Below are 24658 nucleotides of genomic sequence, written 5' to 3' on the forward strand. Positions count from 1 at the left end.
ACCTCAAATCTTATCTGCAGCAATTTTGCTTGTTAAAATTGCCATCGGAATACCTGATGGACTATATGCCCATTTTCCTGCCTTATATACATTTGGAATAGAAGTTAAAGCTGATTTACTTAAACTATTTACTATTGGTAATTTATCTTTAAATGACCAACCTATAATAGAACCATTATATGTATCAGCATAATTTTCTATTGTTAATGGAGTAGCAGAAAACTTAAAAATAATTTTATCTTTTAACATGGGATAAATATTAGATAATGTTTCAATAAAATGCTTTTCCATATAACCTTTGAATTCATCATACCATCCATCATTATATAATTTTTTAACAAGCCTATAATCAAATAATGTGCTAATAATTAATCCAGTTTTGCCTTTTGGAGCTGCGTCTATATCTTTTAATACTGGTATTGATATTTCATATGTATTATATTTAGCAAATTTCTCTATCCATTCAATAATATCTTCTTTTTTGCCATTTTGTATTATTTTTTCTAACTCAGATTTATGAATTTCACCTAAACCTCTTTTTGAAGGTGTATAGAAGAAATGTCCATTAGAAATTTTTGAAAAGGTTTCAGGAGGCTCATCAACTGCCACATATACAGTATAAACTGATTCAGCAGGTTCTGCTGCTAAAATTTTTTCTTTTTCTTCTATAAACTTATTGTTGTTAACATAAACCATTGTATATAAATTTTTTAAGTCTGCTGCCCAAATTAGCTTATCATAATAATACTTTTCACCATTTTGATCAACAACATATTTTTTATTTACATCAATTGATATAATTTCTGTGTTATATAATATTTTTCCATTATTTTCTAAAAATTTTTGTTCCAATTTTTCTGATAATACACCAACTCCACCTTTTGGATAGAAATAATCTGAGTAAATATAAAAATAACTTAAAGCAAAAAATGAAGGAATATATTTAAAAAAATGTTGATCAATAATATCTATTAAAGAATTATTGGATATTCTTTTTTTTAAGAACTCCTCAATAGGTTCATTCAAGTTTTTCATAGCAGCAAAAACCTTAATAGCTTTAAACAACCAAGGTAAATAATTTATATAATCTTTAGTATTTGCAAAAAGTGGATTTTTTACACTATACAATATTTTTAAATTATCCATCGTTTTTTTAATAATTTTTATTAAATTAGATATTTCATTAGAGTTTTCAGGATATAATTCTTTTAACATTAATTCATAATCTAAAATACTATTTTCATCTCTTATATGAATTATTTTATCCTCAATTCCCATAGAAACCTTATTTGGTAGAGTTTCTAATTCTATATTTAATTTTTCTAACATAGGAAATATTATTCCAGAATTTAAAAGAGCTCTAACTCCGCCCTCAAATCTGAAACCATCCCTTGTAAATGTATTAACTAATCCACCACATTTACTATTTTTTTCTATTAACAACACATCTCTTTTTTTATATAAATCATTTGAAAAACAAGCAGCTGTTAATCCTGAAATACCCCCACCTACAATAATTGTTTTCATATTATCACCTAATAGCATTAGCTGCAATTCTGCCTGTCATTATAGCAGTTGGGCCACCTGCAGGACTATATACCCATTTTCCAACATTATATATGTTTTTAAATGGAGTTTTAATTGATTTACTCAAATAAAATATATGATTTGTCACAGGTAATTCTTGATCAAAAGCCCAGCCTACTATAGACCCTTCTGAACTTAATACAGTATTTTCTATAGTTAGTGGTGATGCAGAAAATTTAAGTATTATCTTATCTTTTAAACCTATATACAAATTTTCTGATAATATAGAAATAACTGTATCTTCTATTAACTTCTTAAATTCATTGTACCAACCTTCATCTTTTATTTTTTTAGTTATATTATAATCAAATAAGAAACTAATTATAATACCAGTTTTTCCTTCAGGGGAAGCAGAAGGTTCTCTTAAAGAAGGTATAGAAATTTCAAATGTATTATATTTACAATAATTAATTATCCAATTAATTTTGTCTTGTTTAGAAATGCTATTCCAATTTTCTAAAATATATGTTGAATCTTTTAACTCACCCAATCCTTTTTTAAATGGTGTATAAAATACATGGCATGTATGAATTTTTTCAAATGTTTCATATGGTTCATCAACGCCTAAAAAAATTGAAAACACAGATTCTGCACCTTTTGATGCTAAAATTTTTTTCTTTTTAATATTAAATTTATTGCTATTAGAGTTAATATTATTATATAAATATTTTAAATCCGCTGCCCAAATTAAATTATCATAATAATATACTTTCCCATATTCATCTTCTATTGAATTATTCTCAGGATTTATTTTGACAATTTTTGTATTATACAATGTTTTTCCGCCAAATTCTAAAAATTTTTCCACTAATTTTTCTACTAAATTGCCCATACCACCTTCTGGATAAAGATAATCATTATACAGTGCAAAATAACTAAATGCGAAAAATGTTGGTGTATTTTTAAAGAAATGTTGTCCAATAATATCATTTAATGAATTATCTTTAGAAAGTTTTTTCAAATACTCTTCAAATGGCATATTTAATTTGTTAATTCTATACATGGTATGAATAAACTTAAATACCCACGCTATTAAACGAGGTATTAATAATGCTTTGTTTTTTTTAAATAAAGGATTATCTACTCCATACAATACTTTCATATCTTCAATTATTTTTTTTATTTCTTTTATAATATTGTCAATATACTTTGAGCTATTAGGATATAATTTTTTTAATAGCATAGTATAATCTTCAATACTGTCTTCGCCCTTAACAACAATTTGTTCATTTTCAACTCTCAATGTAATTGGATTAGGATAAAATTTTAAATCTATATTCAACTCTTCAATCATAGGTTTAACTAAACCTGAATTTACTATTGCTCTAGCGCCACCTTCAAATCTAAATCCATTTCTATAAAATGAATTAAAAAGGCCACCACAAGAGTTATTTTTTTCGATTAATAATACATTTTTACCAGCACGCGCTAAATAAATTGCAGATGTTAAGCCAGAGATTCCTCCTCCGACAACAATGACTTTTGACATAAGCTCACTCCTTCTAATTTTGCAATTTTAACAGATAAATCCCATAATTTACATGCTATTTCCATATCTTTAGCTGGTGGTGTTAATTCTTCTTCTTTTGTAAGATGGAAAAATTTATCAGTAACATTTTCCATTTCTGGAGAAACTCCTAAATAATATAATGCTTCTGCAGATATTTCTGGAGTTTTTGAAAAAGAATCAATAAAAGTACTTTTAAATAATTTATAAGTTTTTCCATTATCTTTTCCTGTATTAGTTTTTACAGCACCAGGATGCATAGCAATTATTGTTGGTCCATTTAATAGTTTTGAATATATGTGCATAGTTAAAATTTGGCATATTTTTGCATTACCATACCCTTTTAAACCACTATACTTATTTTTTTCAAACATCAAGTCATCTAGATCAGGACCCCATACAGAAAATCTATACCCTTCAGAACTAACAAGGATAATTCTACCTTTACCTTGTTTATTAAATTTATCAAGCAATATATTATTAATAATAAACGGAGCAAGAAAATGTACAACAAAATTTTCTTCTAAACCATCTTTTGTTATTTTCTTTTTTGTATAAAAAACTCCAGCATTATGAATTAAAACATCTATATTAGTATCTAAAGATAATAGATAATTTGCAGTATTATATATATTATTTAAAATGCTTAAATCAGCAATAAAATAATCACATTTGGTATTAAATTCATTCTCTATTTCTTCTTTTAATTTTTTAGATTTTTCCAAATTCCTGTTAATAGTTAATAAATTTGCACCCATTGAAGCATATTTTTTAGCTGTATAATAGCCAATTCCTGAAGTGGCACCGGTTATAACAACTAGCTTATTGTCAAATCTTAAATCGCATCTTTTAGGTTCTTCTCTCATATTTTTTATCATAGCCATAACATTTGACCATTTATATTCTTTCCAATATTTAAATATTTTTTTCTTCATATTATCCAAACACCCTTCTCATAAATCTTCTATATGGTTTTGCTAATCCGGTGATATTATCAAATATGTCTCCCCATAAATCATAATAATCTCTTTGATCAATGATTTTTCCTTCTTCATTTAAAATAACCCTACTAGCTCCATATACTACTGAAGTTCTAGTTTTTTTAAATAAAATAGTCATCTCCCATTCTAAAAACATTATATTTCCATTTTGTACAGCGTTAACAATTTTCATTTCTAATTTTTTTGATCTTTTAGTAAGCCTTTCAATCATTTCTTTGAAATCTTTCAATCCATTAATTTCCTGAATAGAGTCTCTAAAATGAATATTTTCATGATAATATGGCAATAGATGTGACCAATCAGGTTTTCCATCAGTGTTATATGTTTTTGACCATAATTCTTTTAAATGTTCAATATCTTTAACGGCATATTTTGTATTTTCATTTGTTTTTATATTATCCATATTATCCCTCCACAAATATATTTTTTATCTCTATTTTATGTTTGTATAATATTATTAATAAGTTACATATAAACAGAATGAATAAATAATATTTTTTCTTTAAAATAATGTACGGTATTAAAAAAAGATAGCCAATAATGAAAATAATAAAATCTTTTTCTGGGGATTTTTCTTTGTTAAACAATTTTTTTAACAATACTAAAACACTACCCATAATTATAGGAGCTTCTCCGATAGTTGCTAAAGTCCATGCACCAAAAGTTATAGCAATGGATTTTCCGCCTTTGAAATTTAACCAAGGTGAAAAAGCGTGTCCAGCAATACCTGCGATTAAAGCAATATTTAAAGTAATATTATCTATATTTTTAAATAGAATTATTGGAAATATTCCTTTTAAAAAATCCAATATCATAGCAGGAAATCCAAATTTCCATCCTTTTATCCTCCAAAGATTAGATGATCCTGGATTTCCATCTCGATATCTACTTAAATCCACATTAGCTAACTTTGCAAATATATATGAATACATAATAGATCCTGAAAGAAATTGTAAAAGAATAATGAAAAGTTTATACATCTATATTTCTTCCCTTCCATGTAACGGTATGAACAAATATTTTTCTATATAAAGAGTAGAAAAAAGTAATAGCAAAAAATATTAAATGAACTGGGAAAATAAGATAATCATACCATTTAAAATCGCCTAAATCTTTAGAAATAAAAAATAACAAAAAAACAATAGTAAAATAATATAATATATTAAAAGTAAAAAATAAATGGAATATAGAAAATATCCATAATAATGCTATTATTAAATTTATAAATCCACCACTTATTGAACCTGAAGATATATTTTTTGTAAATCCTTCAAATAGCTGAGATAGACCATTTGGATACATTCTAAATTTAATAATATTATTTCCTAAATAATTAGAAACATTGATATTGTTTTTAACATATAATTGTCCAAGTTTAATATCTTCTAATACTGAATCTTTGATGGCTTCGTGTCCGCGAGTTAATTCATAATTTTTTCTGCTAGTTAATATAACAGGTCCAAATGCACCTGAGGGTTTATTTGATCTTATCATATTGCTACCGTGAACAATAATTATATTAAATAAAAAAATTAAATGTTCATAGAATTTTTCTAGTTTTTGATATGGCCATACGGATATTAGCCCATTTGTTTTCATATAATAATTAATCAATATTTCAAGTGCATTTTTATTTAGTTCAACATCAGCATCTAAAAATAATAAATAATCACCTTTAGAATTCAAATAACCATTCCAAATTGCCCATGATTTTCCATTCCAACCTTTTGGTGGATCACTATTAAGTCTAATTAATTTAACCTCAAATCCTTTGTCAATAAAATTTTTTACAATTTCATGGGTTTTATCAGTCGATGAATCATCTACTACAATAATTTCATATGGTTTATAACATTGATTAATAATACTATATAAAATTTTTGCAATATTTTTTTCTTCATTTCTTGCAGGTATAATAATAGATATTTTTTGATATTGATTAGTATTTATATTATGATTTAACAATTTTCTTTTTCCATTAAAAATAAAAATCAAAGATAATATTATAAATGAAAAATAAAAAAATATATTCATTTATTCACCAACTTTTCTAAATCTAATTTCCATATATATTTTGTTGGATATTTGCCAGAATGTATATATTTTAATGCAGCCGATTCAAATAAGATATACAATGAATTATCAATTTTAGTAATTCCTTCTGACATTGGCAAAATATTTATTTTTTTTACTAAATTATCTAAAAACCATACGGGAATTTTTTTGTTTAAAAAATTTATAGTTGTATGAGGTTTCTCTTCATTAAGATAAAACTCTAAAACGGAATCATTTTTTCTTCCATATGATCTGCTTAAAACAATATAATTATCAATAAATTCAATATCTTGAACGGTATCTGGTATAGAAAAAATCTTTTCAAGAGATTTAATATTTTCATTTTTATCTAATGAAAAACCAATTATCCAGGCATTATACTCATCATTATTTCTATTAATCATCTTATGGTTTGTTAAATAATCATAAAAGTGGTAAAATTCCCCTACCCATATATAATCATTATAATACTGTATAAAAGCTCCTTTTACAGGAATTTTTATACTCTCTATAATATTGATTTTTCCTTTTGAATTAATAATATCATTTGGTATCTTAAATATATGATAATCAGAAGATATCCATATGTATTTTTTGCTTACAGTTACACCACCAGCATGTCCTTTGTATGGTTTTCCATTAGAAAAATATAGTTCTAAATGTTTAATAAAATTACCAGTATTTTTATCTAAAACAGCTAAAATACTTGGCTTATTTTTATTGCTATAATATGAAATAATAATCCAATTATTATAATTGGATAATCCTTGAGGAACATAATTTTCATCTAATTTAGGTATCAAAGCAAATTTTGAAGCAGCATCAAAAAAATCATTATAATTAGAAAAACAAAATATAGTGACTAGTAAATATAAATATAATATTTTCTTCATAATCCCTCCAAAATGACAATTTCTTTACGTATATTATAACAAACATTTAATAAAAAAACAATATAATATATGTAATGATAATAATTTTAAAATAATTATAGGAGTGATATTATGAATAAAGATATAATTTATTTTGCCGCAGGATGTTTTTGGGGTGTTGAGCATTTATTTAAAAAATTAGAAGGTGTAATTGAAACAGAGGTTGGATATATGGGAGGAAATTTAGAAAATCCAACATATGAAGATGTTTGTACAGGAAGAACAGGCCACGCTGAAACAGTAAAGATAGTTTTTGATAAGGATTTGATTTCTGAAGAAGAATTAATTAAATACTTTTTTGAAATTCATGATTTTACAGAATATAATAGGCAGGGTCCTGATGTAGGAACTCAATATAGAAGTGTTATTTTTTATACTAATGAAATTCAAAAAGAAATTGCTGAAAAATTAAAAAAAGTATTGGAAGAAAAATATACAGTTGAAACGTCTATAGAAGAAGCAAAAAAGTTTTATCAGGCAGAAGATTATCATCAAGATTATTATGATAAAACTGGGAAACAACCATATTGTCATTATAGGAGAAATGTATGGATTAATTTTAAAATATAGCCGCAAAAGCGGCTATTATTTTACATTTTCTAATTCTAATATTTCTGAAATATCTGAAATAATGTTATCAATATACTCTGGATTTTCAACTATATCAATAGTATCTCCGTCTACTACATATATTTTAGATTGATCATAAGTATTTATCCAATCTTTGTATAAATTATCTAATTGTTTCCAATATTCTATAGGAACTTGCATTTCCATATCTCTTCCTCTTTTTTTAATTCTATTGACTATTGTATCTACACTAGTTTTAATATATATTAATAAATCAGGTTTTTTAAGAAATTCTAGCATTGTATAAAATATTTGATTATATGTTTCATACTCTCTTTTGCTCATTTTTCCATTATTGTATAAATTTCTTGCAAAAATTTCTGCATCTTCGTATATAGATCTATCTAATATTGCATTTTCATCTAAATCTATAATTTGTTTTATACTATTAAATCTATGAAAAAGAAAAAAAGTTTGTAGATGATATGACCATTTTTTTTGATCTTTGTAAAAATCTTCTAAAAAAGGATTATCATTTACAGATTCATAAAAAGGAACAAAACCTAATCTCTCGGATAATACTTTTGTAAAAGTTGATTTGCCCGCCCCCACATTTCCTGCTAAAACAATCATTTTTCCCATATTATTTCCCCTCCATGTACTTTATTATATTTTTTATTAATTCTTTTAATTGCTTTTCGTCAAAAACATTAAATTTATTACCATCTATATATAAATAATCTTTCTTTTTAGAAAAATATTTCTTGTAACCTTTATCTACCAATTCTAAATATTCTCTAGCTATTATTTTTTCCATATCTCTATTCCTTTTTTTTATTCTCTCTACAATAGTATCAACATCTGTATCTATATATATTAGTACATCAGGCTTAGATATATCTTCTGTTAAAATATCAAATATTTTAAAAAACTTTTCTTTTTCATTTTTATTAGTAATTGTAATATCAGCGAATATTTTATTTTTTAGCATATCATAGTCAGATATTACAAGATTAGAAAAATTATTCTTATGATATTGCTTATACCTTGAAACTAAAAAAAACATTTCTGTTTGAAATCCAACATCTTCATTTTTATACAATAATGGTAGATATGGATTATTTTCAAACTCTTCTAATATTAATTCATCAGCATTTAGTTTATAAAATAAAGCGTTAGCTAAAGTTGTTTTTCCACTGCCGATATTTCCTTCGATATTAATTCTAATTGATTTTCCTTTGAAATATTTTGATATTGTATCCATATTTCACCCCTAAAAGTGTTATAATAATAAGTGATATCATTATATATTAAAAATATTTAATCTTTCTTTAATTTTCTTTAAAATTACTATATGTTGTAGTTATTTTAATCACAATAACTATAAATTGTGAGGTGTAATATGATATTTGCAAAAAATTATGATAATAATCCTGTAATATTAAAAGAAGAGAAAGAGAAAACAATTTTAAAATCAAATTTTCCGTGTGAATATCCAGAATCTTCTAAAATACCATTGTATATATACAATGCCAATTCTGATAAAACACTTCTTTTTATACATGGATTAGGTACTAAAAATTTAAAATATTTAAAATGGTTTCCAGAAAATTTTGCTAAAAATGGTTATAATAGTGCATTAATGATATTACCATATCATTTTGATAGGACACCTAAAGGATATAAAAGTGGAGAATTATTTCTGTCAACTACAAATAATGAAATATTAAGATCAAGATTTGAGCATTCAGTAGTGGATACACTTACGACATTAAATTATTTAAAAGAAAGATTTTCAAAAAAATTATTTCTAATGGGATTTAGTTTTGGCGGGATGGTATCTACAATAGCTGCATCATTAAGAGATGATATTAAAGGATTATCCTTAGCGGTTACAGGAGGTAATTTTTATCATATAACCTGGAAGAGTTTTGTTACTGGAGTTTTAAGAGTCCAGTATGAAGAAAATAAAGAATGTAATCCTGAAAAATGTTTGAATTATCACATAAAAGAATATCCAGAATATTTAAGAAATTTAAATAATCCAGATATTGAATTAGATAAAGCTCCAATTGCATGCTTTGAATATGATCCATCAACATTTGCAAAATTTATAAAATCACCTACTATAATTTTTAGAGCATTATTTGATATATTTATTCCCAAAAAATCTACTTTAGATTTATATGAAAGAATAAAGGCTAAAAAAGAATTATATAATATTCCGTCGGGACATTTATCTTCATATGTTTTTAAAAGATATATATTAAAAAAGACTATAAGATTTTTTGATAACATTATATTATATGATAAAAAAATTTAATAAATTATAGGAGGTATAATATGAAAGTATATTTAAAAAAATGCGATGATTATGATAATGTTGAGAATATATTATTGCCAATTTTAGAAAAATTCAAAGATAAATTTAATGAAGGTGAAAAAGTATTAGTAAAACCAAATTTATTATCGCCAAAAAATGTTGAAACAGGTATTACAACTCATCCAAAGGTAGTAGGAGTTGTATTAAAATTCTTATTGGATTTAGGTACAAAACCATATTTAGGAGATAGTCCTGCAACTGGAACTGCTTTAGAAGCAGTCAAAGCAAATGGTATATATGATGTATGTAAAAAATTAAATGTTCCAGTAGTAGAATTAGATGATCCAATTGATGTAGATGGAGAAATATATAAAGGAATTAAAATATCTAAAAAGGTTTTAGAAGCAGATAAAATCGTAAATATTGCCAAATTAAAAACACATGTTCAAATGATAATGACATTAGCTGTGAAAAACACATTTGGATGTGTTGTTGGAAAAGAAAAATCAGCATGGCATTTTAGAGCAAAAACCAATACTAATTTTGCAAATGTAATTATTGATATTCATAATATAGTAAAACCAACATTAAATATAATGGATGGGATTTTGGGTATGGAAGGCAATGGTCCAGCAAATGGGGTTCAAAAAAGATTTAATGTAATAGGTGTTTCTGAAAATGCATATGCATTAGATCACGCTATAATAAAATCATTAAATGTAAAAGAAAAATATGTATATATTATCAAAGAAGCGATGAAAAGAAATTTAATTCCTAACTATGATTTAGAAAGTGATTGGGAGGGTGGTAAAATAAAATTACCTTTAACAGCTCCAATATTTGAAACGGTGACTAATTTAACAAGAGTTTTTGAAAGAGTTCCAAAAATCAATGCTGATAAATGTATATCTTGTAAAATATGTGAAAGTAGATGTCCAGCAGAAGCTATAGATATAGATAATAATAAAACAATTGATTATTCAAAATGTATAAGGTGTTATGTTTGTCATGAAGTTTGTCCGCAAGATGCTATAAAGTTAATTAGAAAAATTATATAGAAAAAAGAGAAAGAGGGATTAATCCTCTTTCTCTTTTATTTTTTTTAATCTATCAGGATTTAAATAATTTAAACAACATCCCGAACCAAACATTTTTACTTTTAAATTAATACTATTTTCGTATTCTACAATTTCATTATATTTACTGCATTTATTATCCTCAGTTAAATATTCACATTGATTTTTTTCTGCATTCCATTTTCCATAATAACATGGTGTATGTTTACAACAATACCCGCATTGTACACATTCAGGGCAATGTTCTTCTTCTTTATTCATTTTTTCAAACAATTCTTCTAAATCGTCTATTTCATCAAAATCATTTTCCGAATCATTATCAAAAAACATATAATCACCTCTATTGTAAATTAGATTTCCTTTTATATACTATAGGATATATTATACCTAATAATATAGAAATAATACTTACACTTAACAATACAAAAGGTACATTATTTCCAAAAATAGCTGAGTATCCACTAGATATAAAATTACCTATAGCCCATGCAAATCCCATAGATACAGATGATGCAAAACTTTTATTTTTAGGCATTAAAAATTGAGCTTCTACTAAATTAGCTGACATAGTTAAAAATCCAAATGCATCAAAGGCAGCAAAAGCCAACACTCTAGTAATTTCTGAATTCATATATAGTAATGATATTCCAAAAAATCCCATACCCAAAAAACCTATTAAATTAATAAATTTTATTCCAATTTTATCTCTTAAAATTGAACCATAATAATTTGTAAACATACCAACAATCATACCAATACTTAAAGTAGCTCCTCCTATAACCAAACTAGATCCTTTAAGATTAACATATATTGGAACAAATGTATGGAATATATCCATTATAAATCCCCTTAGAACAACCATTAAGAAAACAGGTAATAATACAATTACTTCATTAAAACTTGGTAACCTTTTTTCTGCAATGACTGTTTTTTCATAATGCCATAATTTTTTATAAAATATTATTAGAAATAATAGGCTGAATATACCAACATAATATAATTTTTCAATTCCAAATAATTTTATATATGCTGTAATAAATATTGGTCCCAATGCAGCTCCAAATGTTCCAAAAACTGAAAACCAAGCTATATGAGAACCTTTATTTAATCTTCCTGCAAAACTTGCACCTACAGGGTGAAAAGCAGAATTTACTAATCTAATAAAGAAGATTAAAATTATTAATATATAAAAGCTATTTATAAATCCTATTAGTGAAATTAAGAGTATTTCTAAAAATATTAATAAAAATACATATATTCCATCCCTTTTTTTTCTATCAAAGTATAATCCAAAAACTATTTGAAAAATTGATGAAAAAGCACCTATTAATGTTATTAAACTAGCAAATGTTCTACTATCTATACCATATCTTTCAATAAAATATGGACCTAATGGTTTAAAAAATGAATTTAAAAAATCTGCTAAAAAATGAGCTAAAGAAATTGCAAAGGTCATATTACACCTCCTGTTTGTTAGTATTCCGAACAAATTATATCATAAAAAATATTAAAATACAATAAAAAATCCGGCACTCGGCCGGACTTATTATTCTTTTTCGTAAGGAATACCATCTGCTGCAGGAGCTCTTGTTTTTCCAACAAATCCACTAACAACTATAATAGTAATTACAAAAGGTAATAAATTAAGTAATGCTTTCATTTCTGAAGGTATATCAAGAATAGATTGCAATTGAATATTTAAAGCATCTGATGCACCAAATAATAACGCAGCCCACATTGCACCAACAGGATTCCAATTACCTAAAATCATAGCTGCTAAAGCAATAAAACCTTTACCACTAGGCATATTTTCTTGGAATTGTCCTAATTCTCCGATGCTTAAATATGCTCCACCTAAAGCTGCTAAAATACCACTCATTAAAACGCCAAAATATCTAATTCTGAATACATTTACCCCTAAAGTATCTGCTGATTTTGGATTTTCACCTACAGCTCTCATTCTTAATCCCAATGGAGTTTTATATATTAAGAACCAACTTAAAGCTACAGCAATAAATGCTAGATATACAAAAATACTTAATTCGTCAAAAATTTGACCAATAAATGGAACATCTTTTAAGAAATCCATTTTTAATTTAGGAATTTTTGAAACAAAGTCAGATTGACCTGATTGACCAAAAATTGGTTCCATTAAAAACGCTGATAAACCAGATGCAATAAGTATTAATGCAGTTGCACTAACAATTTGATCAGCACTCCATCTAATTGAAACATACGCATGTAACCAGGCAAAAATTAATCCTGAAATTAAAGCTCCAATTAATCCAATCCAGGGATTGCCAGTATAAAATGTAAATACTACGGCAGAAAAAGCAGATATTTTCATTATACCTTCTAAAGCAATATTTGTAACACCAGTAACTTCACTAAATACACCACCTAAAGCTGCAAAAATCAATGGAGTTGCGCTTAATAACATTAATTTATAGAAAATAGGAGTAGAAAAACTATATATTATTGCTTGAAAAATATTCATTTTGTTTCACCACCTTTTGAAATGGCCATTTTTGCAAGTAATGTTCTAACTATTCTATCAGCTGCAACTAAGAATATAATAATACCTTGAATAATTGTAACTATATCATCTGGAACTTTAGCAAATTGCATAGCATTTGAACCTGTTCTTAAAGAGGATATTAAAAATGCAGCAAAAATAATACCAATTGGATTATTTTGACCAATTAATGCAATTGAAATACCATCAAAACCTTTACCACCACTGAAGTCTCCAAAAATTCTGTGATGAACAGCCATAACTTCCATAGCACCAGCTAATCCAGCTAAAGCACCACTAATAGCCATAGTCAAAACAATATTTTTCTTTAAAGAAATTGCACCCGCTTCAGAAGCATATGGATTATAACCAACAGCTTTTATTTCATAACCTGTAGTAGTTTTATCTAATAATATATAAACAAGTATTGCGGCTACTATTGAAACAATAATACCAGAAGGTAAAGTATTTGCTTGAACCGTCATTAAAGGAGGTAATTGAGCACTTTGAGCAATTTCAGGTGATTTAGGAACACCTTGCCCAACGGCCAAAGGACCTACAACAAAATAATTTGTTAAATATACAGCTATCCAGTTAAGCATAATTGTTGTAATAACTTCATGAGCTCCGGTAGCTGCTTTTAAATAACCTGCAATAGAAGCCCAAAAAGCCCCACCTAATATACCAGCTAACATTGTAATAGGTATAGCAACAATAGGAGATACATTTCCTAAATTTATACCAACAAAGGTTGCAAATATAGCACCCATCATCAATTGACCTTCAGCACCAATATTAAATATTCCTGCTCTAAATCCAAATCCAACAGCTAAACCAGTCAAAACTAGAGGCATCATTTTTGAAATATTTGCAGCCCAAGCTGCCTTTCCGCCAAAAGCACCCTTTAACATTACCCAATAAGCATTTAGCGGATTTTTACCAATTAAAAGTATAACTACAGCTGCTATTAACAATGCTATTATAACTGAAGTTACTGGAACGAGAATACTCATTGCATTTTTTGAGAGTTTATTTTTCAATTGAATCCCCTCCATGTACATACTTTTCTTCAAGCTTTATATCTTCTAATCTATGACCTGCCATCATTAAACCTAATTCTTCAATAGTTACTTCTTCGGGTTTTACTTCTCCCATTATTTCTCCTTCATACATAACAATAATTCTGTCTGAAAGAGATAAAACTTCTTCTAATTCCATAGAAACTAATAATACTGCAACATCTTTATCTCTTAAATTTAATATTTCCTTATGAACATATTCAATTGCACCAACATCTAGACCACGAGTTGGTTGTGCAATTACAATAAATTCTGGATTAAAACTAACCTCTCTAGCGATAACAACTTTTTGTTGATTACCACCAGATAAATTACCAGTAGGAATAGTTCCATCAGCAGGTCTGACATCAAACTTTTTAATTAAAATATCAGCATTTTTGTATATTACATTATGATTTAAAAATCCATTTTTTGCAAATGGTTCCTTATAATGTTTTCCCAAAATCATATTATAATAATTTGGATATTCTTTTACCATAGCATATTTATATCTATCTTCAGGTATATGACCTATATTTCTTTCTCTTAATTCTCTTACAGTCATTTTAGAAACGTCTTCACCATTATATATATATTTTCCATTTTCTATTTTTCTAAGACCAGTTAATGCTTCAACAAGCTCAGTTTGACCATTCCCAGCAACACCAGCAACACCTAAAACTTCGCCTTTTCTAATTTTAAATGATACTCCTCTAACAGCATCTAATTTTCTATTATCTTTTACCCAAAGATTTTCAACTTCAACAGCAACATCTCCAGGAGTTTTTTTATTTTTTTCTATTCTAAGCACAACTTCTCTTCCAACCATCATATTAGCAAGTTCTCTTGCATTTGTATCTTTGGCAGCAACATTACCAGTTACCTTTCCTAATCTCATAACTGTTATATTATCACTAATTTCCATAACTTCATGAAGTTTATGAGAAATAAAAATAATAGTTTTTCCATCTTCTTTTAATTTCCTAATAATACCAAATAATTCTTCTGTTTCTTGAGGAGTTAAAACGGCAGTAGGTTCGTCTAAAATTAATATTTCAGCCCCTCTATATATAGTTTTTAAAATTTCAACTCTTTGCTGCATACCAACAGGTATATCTTCTATCTTAGCATCAACATCTACAAATAAACCATATTTTTCGGATAATTCTTTAACTTCTTTTCTTGCTCTTTTTAAATCAAAAACCATACCATTTTTTGGTTCTGAACCCAAGACAATGTTCTCTGCAACAGTTAATGTGTCTACCAACATAAAATGTTGGTGAACCATACCTATACCAGCTCTTATAGCGTCCCCTGGACCTTTGAATACTTTTTTTTCTCCAAAAATATAAATATCTCCAGAGGTTGGTGTGTATAAACCATATAATTGATTCATCAAAGTTGACTTACCTGCTCCATTTTCACCAATGATAGAATGAACTTCACCCTTTTTTACTAAAAAGTTCACGTTATCATTTGCCAAAACTTTCGGGAATTGCTTTACAATGTTATGCATTATAACAGCATATTCCTTTTTGTTTATTGATGATAAATCTATACTCAACTGTTACACCTCCTAACATTAATAGCTTATAAATATTGATTATATAACCAATATTTATAAACTATTAACATTAAAATTTATAAATAAGGCGGGATAATCCCGCCCCGTTATTATAATTTAATTAGAATGGAAATTCAACGTCAACTGTAAAGTTGTTTAAATCATTTTCATTATCAGGAACAACTAATAATCCAGATTTTATAGCGTAATTTAAGTATTCTATTTCTGCTAAAATTCTTGCAGGAACTAATCCTTTTGTGTATTTCATTGGAGATAAACTTACACCATCTTCTAAAGCACCTAATGTAGCAACTCCGCCTTTGAATCTGTTTCTATAAGCGTCTCTTACACCATAATAAGAAGCATTGTCAACTCTTTTTAATGCACTTGCTAATACATAACCAGGTGCCATATAATCTTGATCTGAGTCAACGCCAATTGCAAAATAACCTTCACCTTTTTCATAATATGCGTCAATAATTTCAGCTAAATTAGCATCTGGAGAAACATTATAAACGTTTAATGATTTTTCTTTAGCAGCGTCAATAACACCGTTTCCACATGCTCCAGCAGCTGCAAATATAATATCAGCACCTTCTGCAAATTGTGCTAAAGCCATTGATTTACCTTTAGCAGCGTCTACAAATGATTCTGTATAACCAACAACTATTTCTACATTTTCTCCATAGATAGCATTATATGTTTTTACACCTGCAACATAACCATATTTGAATCTTTCAACTGGAGGAATAGCAATACCGCCAATAAAACCAACTTTTCCAGTTTTTGTCATAGCTGCCGCTAAATAACCAACAAAGAATGCTGATTCTTGTTCCTTAAATAAGTATAATTGAACGTTTTTAGGTACATTTCCACCTTCTGGAGGAGCAATATCAATACCAATGAACTTTGTGCTTGGATATTGAGGAGCAACATCAAATAATGCATTACTCATCATAAATCCAACGGCAATAACAACGTCAGCTTCTTTAGCAGCATTTGATAAATTATCTACATAGTCACTTTGTTCTTTTGATTGAATTGCTTGAACATCAATACCGTATTTTTCTTTTGCCATTAAAACACCATTCCAAGTTCCATCATTAAATGATTTGTCACCTAATCCCCCAACGTCTGTTACCATAATAACTTTGAAAGCAAATGATGAAACTACTAATGCTAATAATAATACTAAAAGTACAGCTTTCTTCATAACCTTACCTCCCTTTATAGAATTTAATAATTTTTAATCCGCTTAATGCGGTAAATAATATCATCAATAATCCAAAAGTAGCATTTATTCCAAAGGTATTTGCGTTTAATAGTGGATATTTGAATTCTGATAAAATATGTATTGTTTCAGGTTTTATAAATGACAATATTGATGCAATTACCATAATCGATAAACCTGTTAATTTAAATAATAGTGTTTCATTCAAATTAAAGAATAAAAATCCTATAATCAATAATATCAATATTTTTGTTCCCCAATCTGTAATAATAGCTTTTAAATTAATTGGAGAATTAATTTCATTTGAAAAAACTTTCAATAAATTTGGTTTGAAGTTTATTAAAACATTAGATTTTATTAATTTTGTTTCAAGGTTGTTTTTGAATAAGTCCATAAATTCTTTATCTGAATATTTTAAGATATTAGCTACATGATTATTATAGATATTTAAGCCATTATAAATATTTTCATATCTCTTTTGAGACGATTTTTCAAAATCTTCCAATACTTTCCTAAAGTTATCTGTTAATTCTTTATAAACTTCAATATTGTCAATATATATTCCTTTTTCCAATAAATCCATAGATACTTTACCATCTTCAAAAGTTAAATAATCTAAAATATTATTTTTTCCTGAATCTAATAAAAATTTCTTTAAAGATTGATTGTAAATATTTCTTATTTCAGAAAATTCAGCTGATAATTGAGAACCTATATACGCAACATCTTTATTTACAAATGAGTATGGATATATCAAAGTGTCATTTAATAATTCTTTTTGCATTGGAGAATTATGAAAATCAATGTTATTTTCCATTTTTATTTCTTGAACATCAGTGAAAAGAGGAATTGTAAATAAAAATCCAATAATTATAATAAATGAAATATTTATTATTCTAGATAATAATGATGTATTTCTACCAAAAGCTTTAAAGAATAAAACAATTAAAGTTAATAAAAATGCTGTGAAGATAAATGAACCGTATATAAATGATGTGATCATATCTTTAGTAAAATTATAATAGAATAATATATATATTACTTCTGAAATTAATATTACAAAAAAAGCCCATTTGTATAAGTTTGTTTTTTTCATAATGTATATTGCTAATATAATAGCTATATATATTATAAATCTAATCCATTCATTACTTTTTTCGACCTTAGCATTATTTAAAAATATTGAAATAATATTTTGTGTATCATTTTTAATAGTGTCAGGAACAAAAGATAAAACCCTGGAAGCTAAATCATCAATTTCGATTTCTAAATCTTCTCCAGTTATCATCATTTTTGAAATTTCATTTATGCCATCTTCCAATAAATCCTTATTTTTAGAAATAATGTTATCAAAAAATTCATCTGCTTCACCATCATATATATAATATTCTGGGAATTCAAGTTCGGCTTTTCTATTTTTCATTTTTTTCATTATTAATGTTTTATTTGGAGAATCTTTAACTAATCCTAATGAATAAGCTATAGCATTTTTTATATATAAGAATCCATTATCTTGCAAATATGAAGAATATTCTTCTAAAGCTAGATAAAAAGCAGGTAAGGATCTAATAGTTTCTTCTTTTAATGTTTTTCCGGAAAGCTTACTTTCTACATATGCAAGAAAACCTGAAAATGCAATTTCTTCTTCTAATGATTTAAACGAGTGATTTTCAGATATAGTAGATAAATGTTTCGAAATATAAGATGGTCTATCAGTATATTCGGCACTTCCAACCATTTGAGTTTTATAAAACTTATATAATCCTAAGTTTTTTAATTCCGTAAAAAACCAATTTAAATTTTCGGAATTTGATTCATATTCATTGATATAAGTAGTATAATAACTCTTTATGTCATCCATATTTAGTGAAAACATGCTTAAAGCAATAAGTGAAAATATAATAGTAAAAATAACCTTTTTCACAAAAGCACCTCCTATAAAATGGCTAATATTATTATATCACAAAATCTTAATTTGAGAAAAATTGCAAAAGGATATTATCATATTTTTATTTAAATTTCAAGAAGTTTGTGTAATAGGTTTCACAAAATATATTTATTTATTTTGGTTAGAATAGAGTTATTTAAAGTTTAAAGCAAATAATCTTTATTTTTAAACTACACATGCTATAATTGTATAGAAAGCTAATGTGTTTAACAATTCTTTTTAGAAATTTAAAATAGAGGTGATATTATGAATATACTTGTTACAAATGATGATGGGATTATGGCTCCTGGAATATATGCATTAAAAAAAGAACTTTCGAAAAAGCATAATGTATATGTAGTTGCTCCTGATATAGAAAGAAGTGCAACAGGTCATGCGATTACTATAAGAAATCCATTATGGGCTAAAAAAATTTATATAAATGATGAATTTTTGGGATATGCGGTTAATGGTACTCCGGCTGATTGTGTTAAACTTGGATTAGAAGCAATATATAAGGATGTAGATTTTGATATTGTTATAAGTGGAATTAATAAAGGACCTAATTTGGGTACGGATTTGTTATATTCCGGTACAGTATCAGGTGCATTAGAAGGTTCATTGAATGGATATCCTTCTATTGCAATTTCCTCCAGTGATTATCAAAATCCAAATTATGAAAGCGCAGCTAAATTTATTTTACATTTTTTAGATGAAATTAATATTAAAAATATGCCAGAATTTAGTGCATTAAATATAAATGTTCCAAATATAGAATTTTCTGAAATCAAAGGATATAAAATAACAAAACAAAGTAAAAGGCGGTATAGAGATTATTTTGAGCCAAGAAAAGACCCATATGGGAATACCTATTATTGGATGTTAGGAGAAATAATAGAAGATGATGATAGTGAAGAGTCAGATTATATAGTGTTAAAGGATAATTATGTTTCTGTTACCCCTATAAAATCTTTTTTGACGGATTTTGAATATATGAAAAATTTAAAGGAGGATAAAAATGGAATATAAAGTGAGAATAATTGGAGATCCTATATTAAGGAAAAAAGCAAAAAAAGTGGAAAAAATTGATGAAAAATTTCAAGAGTTATTAAATAATATGACTAATGTTATGTATAAAGAAGATGGAGTTGGATTAGCTGCTCCACAAATAGGTATTAATAAAAGATTTTTTATAATGGATGATGGTAAAAAATTAAGAAAAATTATTAATCCTGAAATAATAGAATTTCTTGGTGATGAAGTTGTATATGAAGAAGGATGTTTAAGTATTCCAGGTGTGTTTATAAACGTAAAAAGGCCTGAAGGGATAAAGGTTAAATATTTTGATGAAAATGGTAATGAAATAGAAGAAGAATTACATGATTATACTGCTAGAATTTTTCAACATGAATATGATCATTTAGAAGGAGTTTTATTCGTAGATAAAGTTAGTACAGCAGCAAAAGCAAAATATAAAGGGAAATTAAACGAATTAATGAAAGAAGGTAGAAAAATAGCTAAAGAATTAGGCGAAGTGGTGATTGAATGAGAATAGTATTTATGGGAACTCCAGATTTTGCTGCAATTCATTTAAAGAAATTAATTGAAAATAATTTTAATATTGTGGGAGTATTTTCTCAACCTGATAAACCCAAAGGTAGGGGGAAAAAATTATTACCTACACCCGTGAAAATAATAGCTCAAGAAAATAATATACCAGTTTTTCAGCCAAATAGTGTAAATTTGAAATCTGGATTTGAACAATTAAATGAATTAAAACCAGATATTATAATTACTGTGGCATATGGAAAAATCCTTAAAGAAAATGTAATAAATTTACCTAAATATGGATGTTGGAATGTGCATGCATCTTTACTTCCAAAGTATAGAGGCGCTGCACCAATACAAAGAGCAATTGAAAACGGTGAAAGTAAAACAGGTATTTCGATTTTTAAGATAGTTGAGGCATTAGATGCTGGGCCAATTGCTTTTATGAAGGAAACCCCTATATATATGGAAGATAATTTTGAGTCATTATATAATAGATTGGCCAAAATTGGAAGTGAATCATTAGTGGATTTCTTAAACAATTTTGATTTATATACAAAGAAACTTATATACCAAGATGATTCACAAGCTACGTATGCTAATAAAATATCTAATGAAGATACATATATAAATTGGTTTGAAGACAATTTTAAAGTTTTTAATAAGATAAGAGCATATGATCCTATCCCAGGTGCAAAATGTGAATTTAATGGAGAAATAATTAAACTTTTTAATACAAGTATATATTCATCATATAATGATATACCTGGCAAAATATTAAACGTTGATAAAGATGGTGCTATTATATCAACTGCCCAAGGAAGTATAAGGGTTGAAAAAGTACAATTTCCTGGTAAAAAAGCCATGAAATTTATAGATGCTTTAAATGGTAGAAAAATAAAAGTAGGAGATATATTTAAAAATATTAGGAAGGAGTGATTTTATGGCTGAAACATTTAACATGTATATGATAAAAGGTTATAAAAATGAAGAGGATGCAAAAATAATTGAAGAAATATTAGAATGTATTGATGGAATAATAACATTTAAAATTGAAAAAGCTTTTGGCGCTGTGGAATTAACTTTTGATGATGAAAAAGTATCTAGGGAAGAAATTAGTGAAAAATTGAAAAGTAAAGGTTTTGAATTAAAGTACTAATATGAAAAAGAAATATTTATATGGATTTTTATTTACATTAATAACTACTATTGTAGTATTTATATTGGTATCTGGGATAAATGGGTTTATAAAAAATATTAATTCATTTTTTGGATATAATTATATATATTTTATAATATCAATTATTATAATGATTATAAAATGGTTAATTGAATCTTTAATAATAAAAGTATTATTGAAAGAAATAAGTTATAAAAGTGCGATAAATTTTACCTTAATTGGACAGTTTTATAGTTATTTAACGCCCTTTTATACAGGAGGACAACCATTTCAGATAATATATTTGTCAAAATATGGTATTGATCCCGGTGAAGCAACCGCTGTAATTTTATTTAAAACATTTATTTTTCAAATAAATATGGCTTTTCTAGGAGCGGTAGGTATATTTTATTCTTTATTTAATTATAATAAAAGTATAACAATTGGTATAATTTTAGGTACATTTATGAACTCTTTAGCTATTTTTTTGATATTGTTTTATGTTATTAATGAAAATGCTGCAATTAATACAACTATGTATTTTATTAGAATTTTAAAAAAAATTGGCGTTTTAAAAGAACCAGAGAAATACACCAATGAAATTATTCTTAAAATTGAAAAATTTATAGAAATCTTTAAAAAAGAATCAAAAAAAATAATAAAAATATTAATTTTATTTATTTTAAGTTTTTTACAATTTAGTACTTCTTTTCTTGTTTTACCCTTTGTTATGAAAGGATTTGGGTTAAATATGAACTTAAATATAATTATAAGGTCGTTAATTACCCAAATTACCTCTTCAATTGTTCCAACACCAGGTACATCTGGAGGAGCAGAAGGTATATTTTATTTATTATTTTCTAATATAATTCCTTCAGAAAAAATTGGAGCGGCTATTATACTATGGAGATTTTCTATATATTATTTTGTTTTATTAGTTGGGGGAATTGTTGTATTGTATAATCATAAAAGAAAAAAAGTTTAAAAAAAGAGTCCCAAAACGGGACTCTTTTTTGTTGGTGCCGAGGGCGGGACTTGAACCCGCACGGGATAAACTCCCACATGGCCCTCAACCATGCGTGTCTGCCGATTCCACCACCTCGGCATAACCTTATCTATTATACAATATCTTTTATTTTTTGTCAATAGTGGACGTTTAATTGTTGATAAGTAACATCTATTAATTAAATTTCGCAAAAGTAAAAAATATATATATAATAAATTAAAACTAAAACAATTAACAAAAAAGAATATTAAAATATATATTTTTTCAAAATCATGTATATAATTTTGTATTATTATAATATTATGGAGGTGTTCAAATGGAATATAAGAACAAAATTCATATCTTATCACAATATGATTTTTTAAAACAAATAAAAAATATAGAAAATGAAGAAGAAATAAAAAATATAACTAAAAAAAGATTTTTTAATTCAATTGAAAATGTTAATTCTAAAGAAATAAAAGAAAAGAAAGAAAATAGGTGAACATATGTATTATGATGATGAGCCTATTATAGAGGTGAAGGATTTTTCTTTGTTTATTGATAATCAAGAGGTATTAAAAAATATTAACTTAAAATTATATAATAATGAATCTGTATTAATATACGGAGAAAGAAATTCGGGTAAATCTTCATTATTAAGATCATTTGTCCATTTGAATGAAGAATTATTTAGTAATGTGTATGGGAAAGGGGATATAAAGTATAAAGGAATAGATGTTAGAGAGCAAGATAAAAAATATTTAAGAAGCAATATAACTTATACTGAACCAAAATTTTTGCAAAATTTTAATTATATATCTTTAAAAGAATTATTAAAAATATCATTAGGAATTTCTCCACAAAATTTATCTTATGAAAATATAACATTATTAAAAAAAATAGATTTGATAGATAAGTTTTCCGATTTGAAAAGTTTAAAATATTATAATGATTTGTCAAATTGGTCGAGTGCAGATAAGTTATCGTTATTACTTTTTATATCTTTAGCGCAAAATCCAAAAATTTTTATGTTTGATTCAATACTTGATCATATAGATGATTATTTATTAAAAAAAATAAAAGATTTAATATTTGATATAAACCAGAATAGAGTTTTAATATTTGCAACTAGAAATTTATTTAGATATCTTGATATATGTAATAGAGTAATAGTACTAAATGAAGGTGAAATTGTTTTTGATTCAACTCCAAAGGAATTTATTATTAACTTCAGAGTAAATAAATTTAGAAACTTGTAACTAAAAAGGTATTGACAAAAATAATAAAAAGTGATAGAATAAATCTAGTTGAAATAACCGAAGAAGGTTGCCGAGGTGGCGGAATTGGCAGACGCTGCGGACTTAAAATCCGTTGGGTGGAGACACCCGTGTGGGTTCAAGTCCCACCCTCGGCACCATTTTATTTACTCTACTACGCGGTGCGGGGTGGAGCAGTCTGGTAGCTCGTCGGGCTCATAACCCGAAGGTCGTAGGTTCAAATCCTGCCCCCGCTACCATTTTTTTTATGGCGGCGTAGCTCAGTTGGCTAGAGCATGCGGTTCATACCCGCAGTGTCAAGAGTTCGAGTCTCTTCGCCGCCACCATATTAAAAAAAGGA

The 24658-nt window shown here is 26.5% G+C and carries 26 protein-coding genes and 4 tRNA genes; 13 read left to right on the plus strand and 17 right to left on the minus strand.

The features are described from left to right. Positions 1-3: 3 nt before the first annotated feature. From AS160_RS02090 to AS160_RS11210, 7 genes are read right to left on the minus strand one after another with little or no spacing between them, the layout of a single operon-like run. Entirely contained in the window at positions 4-1527 is a 1524-nt protein-coding gene (locus tag AS160_RS02090; protein ID WP_165144336.1) for an FAD-dependent oxidoreductase, read from the minus strand. A 4-nt stretch (positions 1528-1531) separates the two neighbouring features. Beyond that, positions 1532-3076, minus strand: a complete 1545-nt coding sequence (locus AS160_RS02095) for an NAD(P)/FAD-dependent oxidoreductase (RefSeq protein WP_165144337.1) — start codon at positions 3074-3076, stop codon at positions 1532-1534. Further along, on the minus strand, positions 3034-4029 hold the full coding sequence (locus AS160_RS02100; RefSeq protein ID WP_165144338.1) for an SDR family NAD(P)-dependent oxidoreductase: 996 nt from the start codon (positions 4027-4029) through the stop codon (positions 3034-3036). The genes AS160_RS02095 and AS160_RS02100 overlap by 43 nt, the downstream gene beginning before the upstream one ends. A 1-nt stretch (position 4030) precedes the next feature. Further along, the gene (locus AS160_RS02105) at positions 4031-4498 is read right to left on the minus strand and encodes a nuclear transport factor 2 family protein (protein WP_165144339.1); all 468 of its coding nucleotides are present in this window, start codon (positions 4496-4498) and stop codon (positions 4031-4033) included. 1 nt (position 4499) lies between these two features. Then, positions 4500-5075, minus strand: coding sequence for a glycerol-3-phosphate acyltransferase (locus AS160_RS02110; RefSeq protein WP_165144340.1), 576 nt, complete (start codon positions 5073-5075; stop codon positions 4500-4502). Beyond that, complete coding sequence (locus AS160_RS02115) at positions 5068-6129, minus strand: glycosyltransferase family 2 protein (RefSeq protein WP_206528040.1); 1062 nt, start codon at positions 6127-6129, stop codon at positions 5068-5070. Before AS160_RS02115 ends, AS160_RS02110 begins: the two co-directional genes overlap by 8 nt. After that, the gene (locus AS160_RS11210) at positions 6126-7043 is read right to left on the minus strand and encodes a hypothetical protein (protein WP_206528041.1); all 918 of its coding nucleotides are present in this window, start codon (positions 7041-7043) and stop codon (positions 6126-6128) included. The genes AS160_RS02115 and AS160_RS11210 overlap by 4 nt, the downstream gene beginning before the upstream one ends. Positions 7044-7154: 111 nt before the next feature. Between AS160_RS11210 and msrA the strand changes: the two genes are divergently transcribed. Continuing rightward, complete coding sequence (msrA, locus tag AS160_RS02125) at positions 7155-7652, plus strand: peptide-methionine (S)-S-oxide reductase MsrA (protein ID WP_165144341.1); 498 nt, start codon at positions 7155-7157, stop codon at positions 7650-7652. Positions 7653-7667: 15 nt separating this feature from the next. Here the strand turns inward: msrA and AS160_RS02130 are convergent, their stop codons facing one another. Continuing rightward, positions 7668-8294 carry a deoxynucleoside kinase gene (locus AS160_RS02130; RefSeq protein WP_165144342.1) on the minus strand — a complete coding sequence of 209 codons (627 nt, stop codon included), beginning with the start codon at positions 8292-8294 and terminating at the stop codon, positions 7668-7670. Between the two features lies 1 nt (position 8295). Further along, entirely contained in the window at positions 8296-8916 is a 621-nt protein-coding gene (locus tag AS160_RS02135) for a deoxynucleoside kinase (RefSeq protein ID WP_165144343.1), read from the minus strand. Positions 8917-9054: 138 nt separating this feature from the next. Here AS160_RS02135 and AS160_RS02140 point away from each other — a divergent pair, with 138 nt between their 5' ends. Continuing rightward, positions 9055-9975, plus strand: coding sequence for an alpha/beta hydrolase (locus AS160_RS02140; protein ID WP_165144344.1), 921 nt, complete (start codon positions 9055-9057; stop codon positions 9973-9975). A 20-nt stretch (positions 9976-9995) separates the two neighbouring features. Beyond that, positions 9996-11033: a DUF362 domain-containing protein gene (locus tag AS160_RS02145; protein ID WP_165144345.1), complete on the plus strand. Its 1038-nt coding sequence runs from the start codon at positions 9996-9998 to the stop codon at positions 11031-11033. Positions 11034-11051: 18 nt separating this feature from the next. Here AS160_RS02145 and AS160_RS02150 read toward each other — a convergent pair whose 3' ends face one another. From AS160_RS02150 to AS160_RS02180, 7 genes are all read right to left on the minus strand, one after another. Continuing rightward, a complete protein-coding gene (locus tag AS160_RS02150) occupies positions 11052-11381 on the minus strand; it encodes a hypothetical protein (RefSeq protein ID WP_165144346.1) in 330 nt (109 codons plus the stop codon). Positions 11382-11391: 10 nt separating this feature from the next. Continuing rightward, the gene (locus AS160_RS02155) at positions 11392-12507 is read right to left on the minus strand and encodes an MFS transporter (RefSeq protein WP_165144347.1); all 1116 of its coding nucleotides are present in this window, start codon (positions 12505-12507) and stop codon (positions 11392-11394) included. Positions 12508-12597: 90 nt separating this feature from the next. Then, positions 12598-13548, minus strand: coding sequence for an ABC transporter permease (locus tag AS160_RS02160; protein WP_165144348.1), 951 nt, complete (start codon positions 13546-13548; stop codon positions 12598-12600). Next, positions 13545-14579, minus strand: coding sequence for an ABC transporter permease (locus AS160_RS02165; protein WP_165144403.1), 1035 nt, complete (start codon positions 14577-14579; stop codon positions 13545-13547). Before AS160_RS02165 ends, AS160_RS02160 begins: the two co-directional genes overlap by 4 nt. Positions 14580-14595: 16 nt before the next feature. Continuing rightward, positions 14596-16140, minus strand: a complete 1545-nt coding sequence (locus AS160_RS02170; RefSeq protein ID WP_165144405.1) for an ABC transporter ATP-binding protein — start codon at positions 16138-16140, stop codon at positions 14596-14598. 169 nt (positions 16141-16309) lie between these two features. Then, positions 16310-17401 carry a BMP family ABC transporter substrate-binding protein gene (locus AS160_RS02175; RefSeq protein ID WP_165144349.1) on the minus strand — a complete coding sequence of 364 codons (1092 nt, stop codon included), beginning with the start codon at positions 17399-17401 and terminating at the stop codon, positions 16310-16312. Positions 17402-17405: 4 nt separating this feature from the next. Further along, complete coding sequence (locus AS160_RS02180) at positions 17406-19343, minus strand: hypothetical protein (protein WP_165144350.1); 1938 nt, start codon at positions 19341-19343, stop codon at positions 17406-17408. Between the two features lie 270 nt (positions 19344-19613). Between AS160_RS02180 and surE the strand changes: the two genes are divergently transcribed. Genes surE through AS160_RS02205 form a run of 5 tightly spaced genes read left to right on the plus strand, consistent with a single transcriptional unit; the run spans position 19614 to position 23038 of the window. After that, positions 19614-20375, plus strand: coding sequence for a 5'/3'-nucleotidase SurE (gene surE, locus AS160_RS02185; protein WP_165144351.1), 762 nt, complete (start codon positions 19614-19616; stop codon positions 20373-20375). Next, a complete protein-coding gene (def, locus tag AS160_RS02190) occupies positions 20365-20895 on the plus strand; it encodes a peptide deformylase (protein WP_165144352.1) in 531 nt (176 codons plus the stop codon). Before surE ends, def begins: the two co-directional genes overlap by 11 nt. Beyond that, complete coding sequence (gene fmt / locus AS160_RS02195) at positions 20892-21833, plus strand: methionyl-tRNA formyltransferase (RefSeq protein WP_165144353.1); 942 nt, start codon at positions 20892-20894, stop codon at positions 21831-21833. Before def ends, fmt begins: the two co-directional genes overlap by 4 nt. A 4-nt stretch (positions 21834-21837) precedes the next feature. Continuing rightward, positions 21838-22053, plus strand: a complete 216-nt coding sequence (locus tag AS160_RS02200) for a copper chaperone (protein ID WP_165144354.1) — start codon at positions 21838-21840, stop codon at positions 22051-22053. A 1-nt stretch (position 22054) separates the two neighbouring features. Further along, positions 22055-23038 (plus strand): lysylphosphatidylglycerol synthase transmembrane domain-containing protein, encoded by a 984-nt coding sequence (locus AS160_RS02205; RefSeq protein ID WP_165144355.1) that lies wholly within the window; start codon positions 22055-22057, stop codon positions 23036-23038. A gap of 32 nt (positions 23039-23070) precedes the next feature. On the opposite strand, the gene AS160_RS02210 is transcribed toward AS160_RS02205, so the two are convergent. Continuing rightward, positions 23071-23158 (minus strand) — tRNA-Leu (locus AS160_RS02210). Positions 23159-23375: 217 nt separating this feature from the next. On the opposite strand from AS160_RS02210, the gene AS160_RS02215 reads away from it, so the two are divergent. The 5 genes from AS160_RS02215 (at position 23376) to AS160_RS02235 (ending at position 24644) form a co-directional block, all read left to right on the plus strand. Continuing rightward, on the plus strand, positions 23376-23543 hold the full coding sequence (locus AS160_RS02215; RefSeq protein ID WP_165144356.1) for a hypothetical protein: 168 nt from the start codon (positions 23376-23378) through the stop codon (positions 23541-23543). Between the two features lie 4 nt (positions 23544-23547). Beyond that, on the plus strand, positions 23548-24300 hold the full coding sequence (locus tag AS160_RS02220; RefSeq protein WP_165144357.1) for an ATP-binding cassette domain-containing protein: 753 nt from the start codon (positions 23548-23550) through the stop codon (positions 24298-24300). 69 nt (positions 24301-24369) lie between these two features. Further along, a tRNA-Leu gene (locus tag AS160_RS02225) sits at positions 24370-24458 on the plus strand. Between the two features lie 22 nt (positions 24459-24480). Beyond that, positions 24481-24557 (plus strand) — tRNA-Met (locus AS160_RS02230). Between the two features lie 10 nt (positions 24558-24567). Continuing rightward, positions 24568-24644 (plus strand) — tRNA-Met (locus tag AS160_RS02235). Positions 24645-24658 lie beyond the last annotated feature (14 nt).

Origin of the sequence: Marinitoga sp. 38H-ov (assembly GCF_011057715.1) — a bacterium.
Classification (GTDB): domain Bacteria; phylum Thermotogota; class Thermotogae; order Petrotogales; family Petrotogaceae; genus Marinitoga.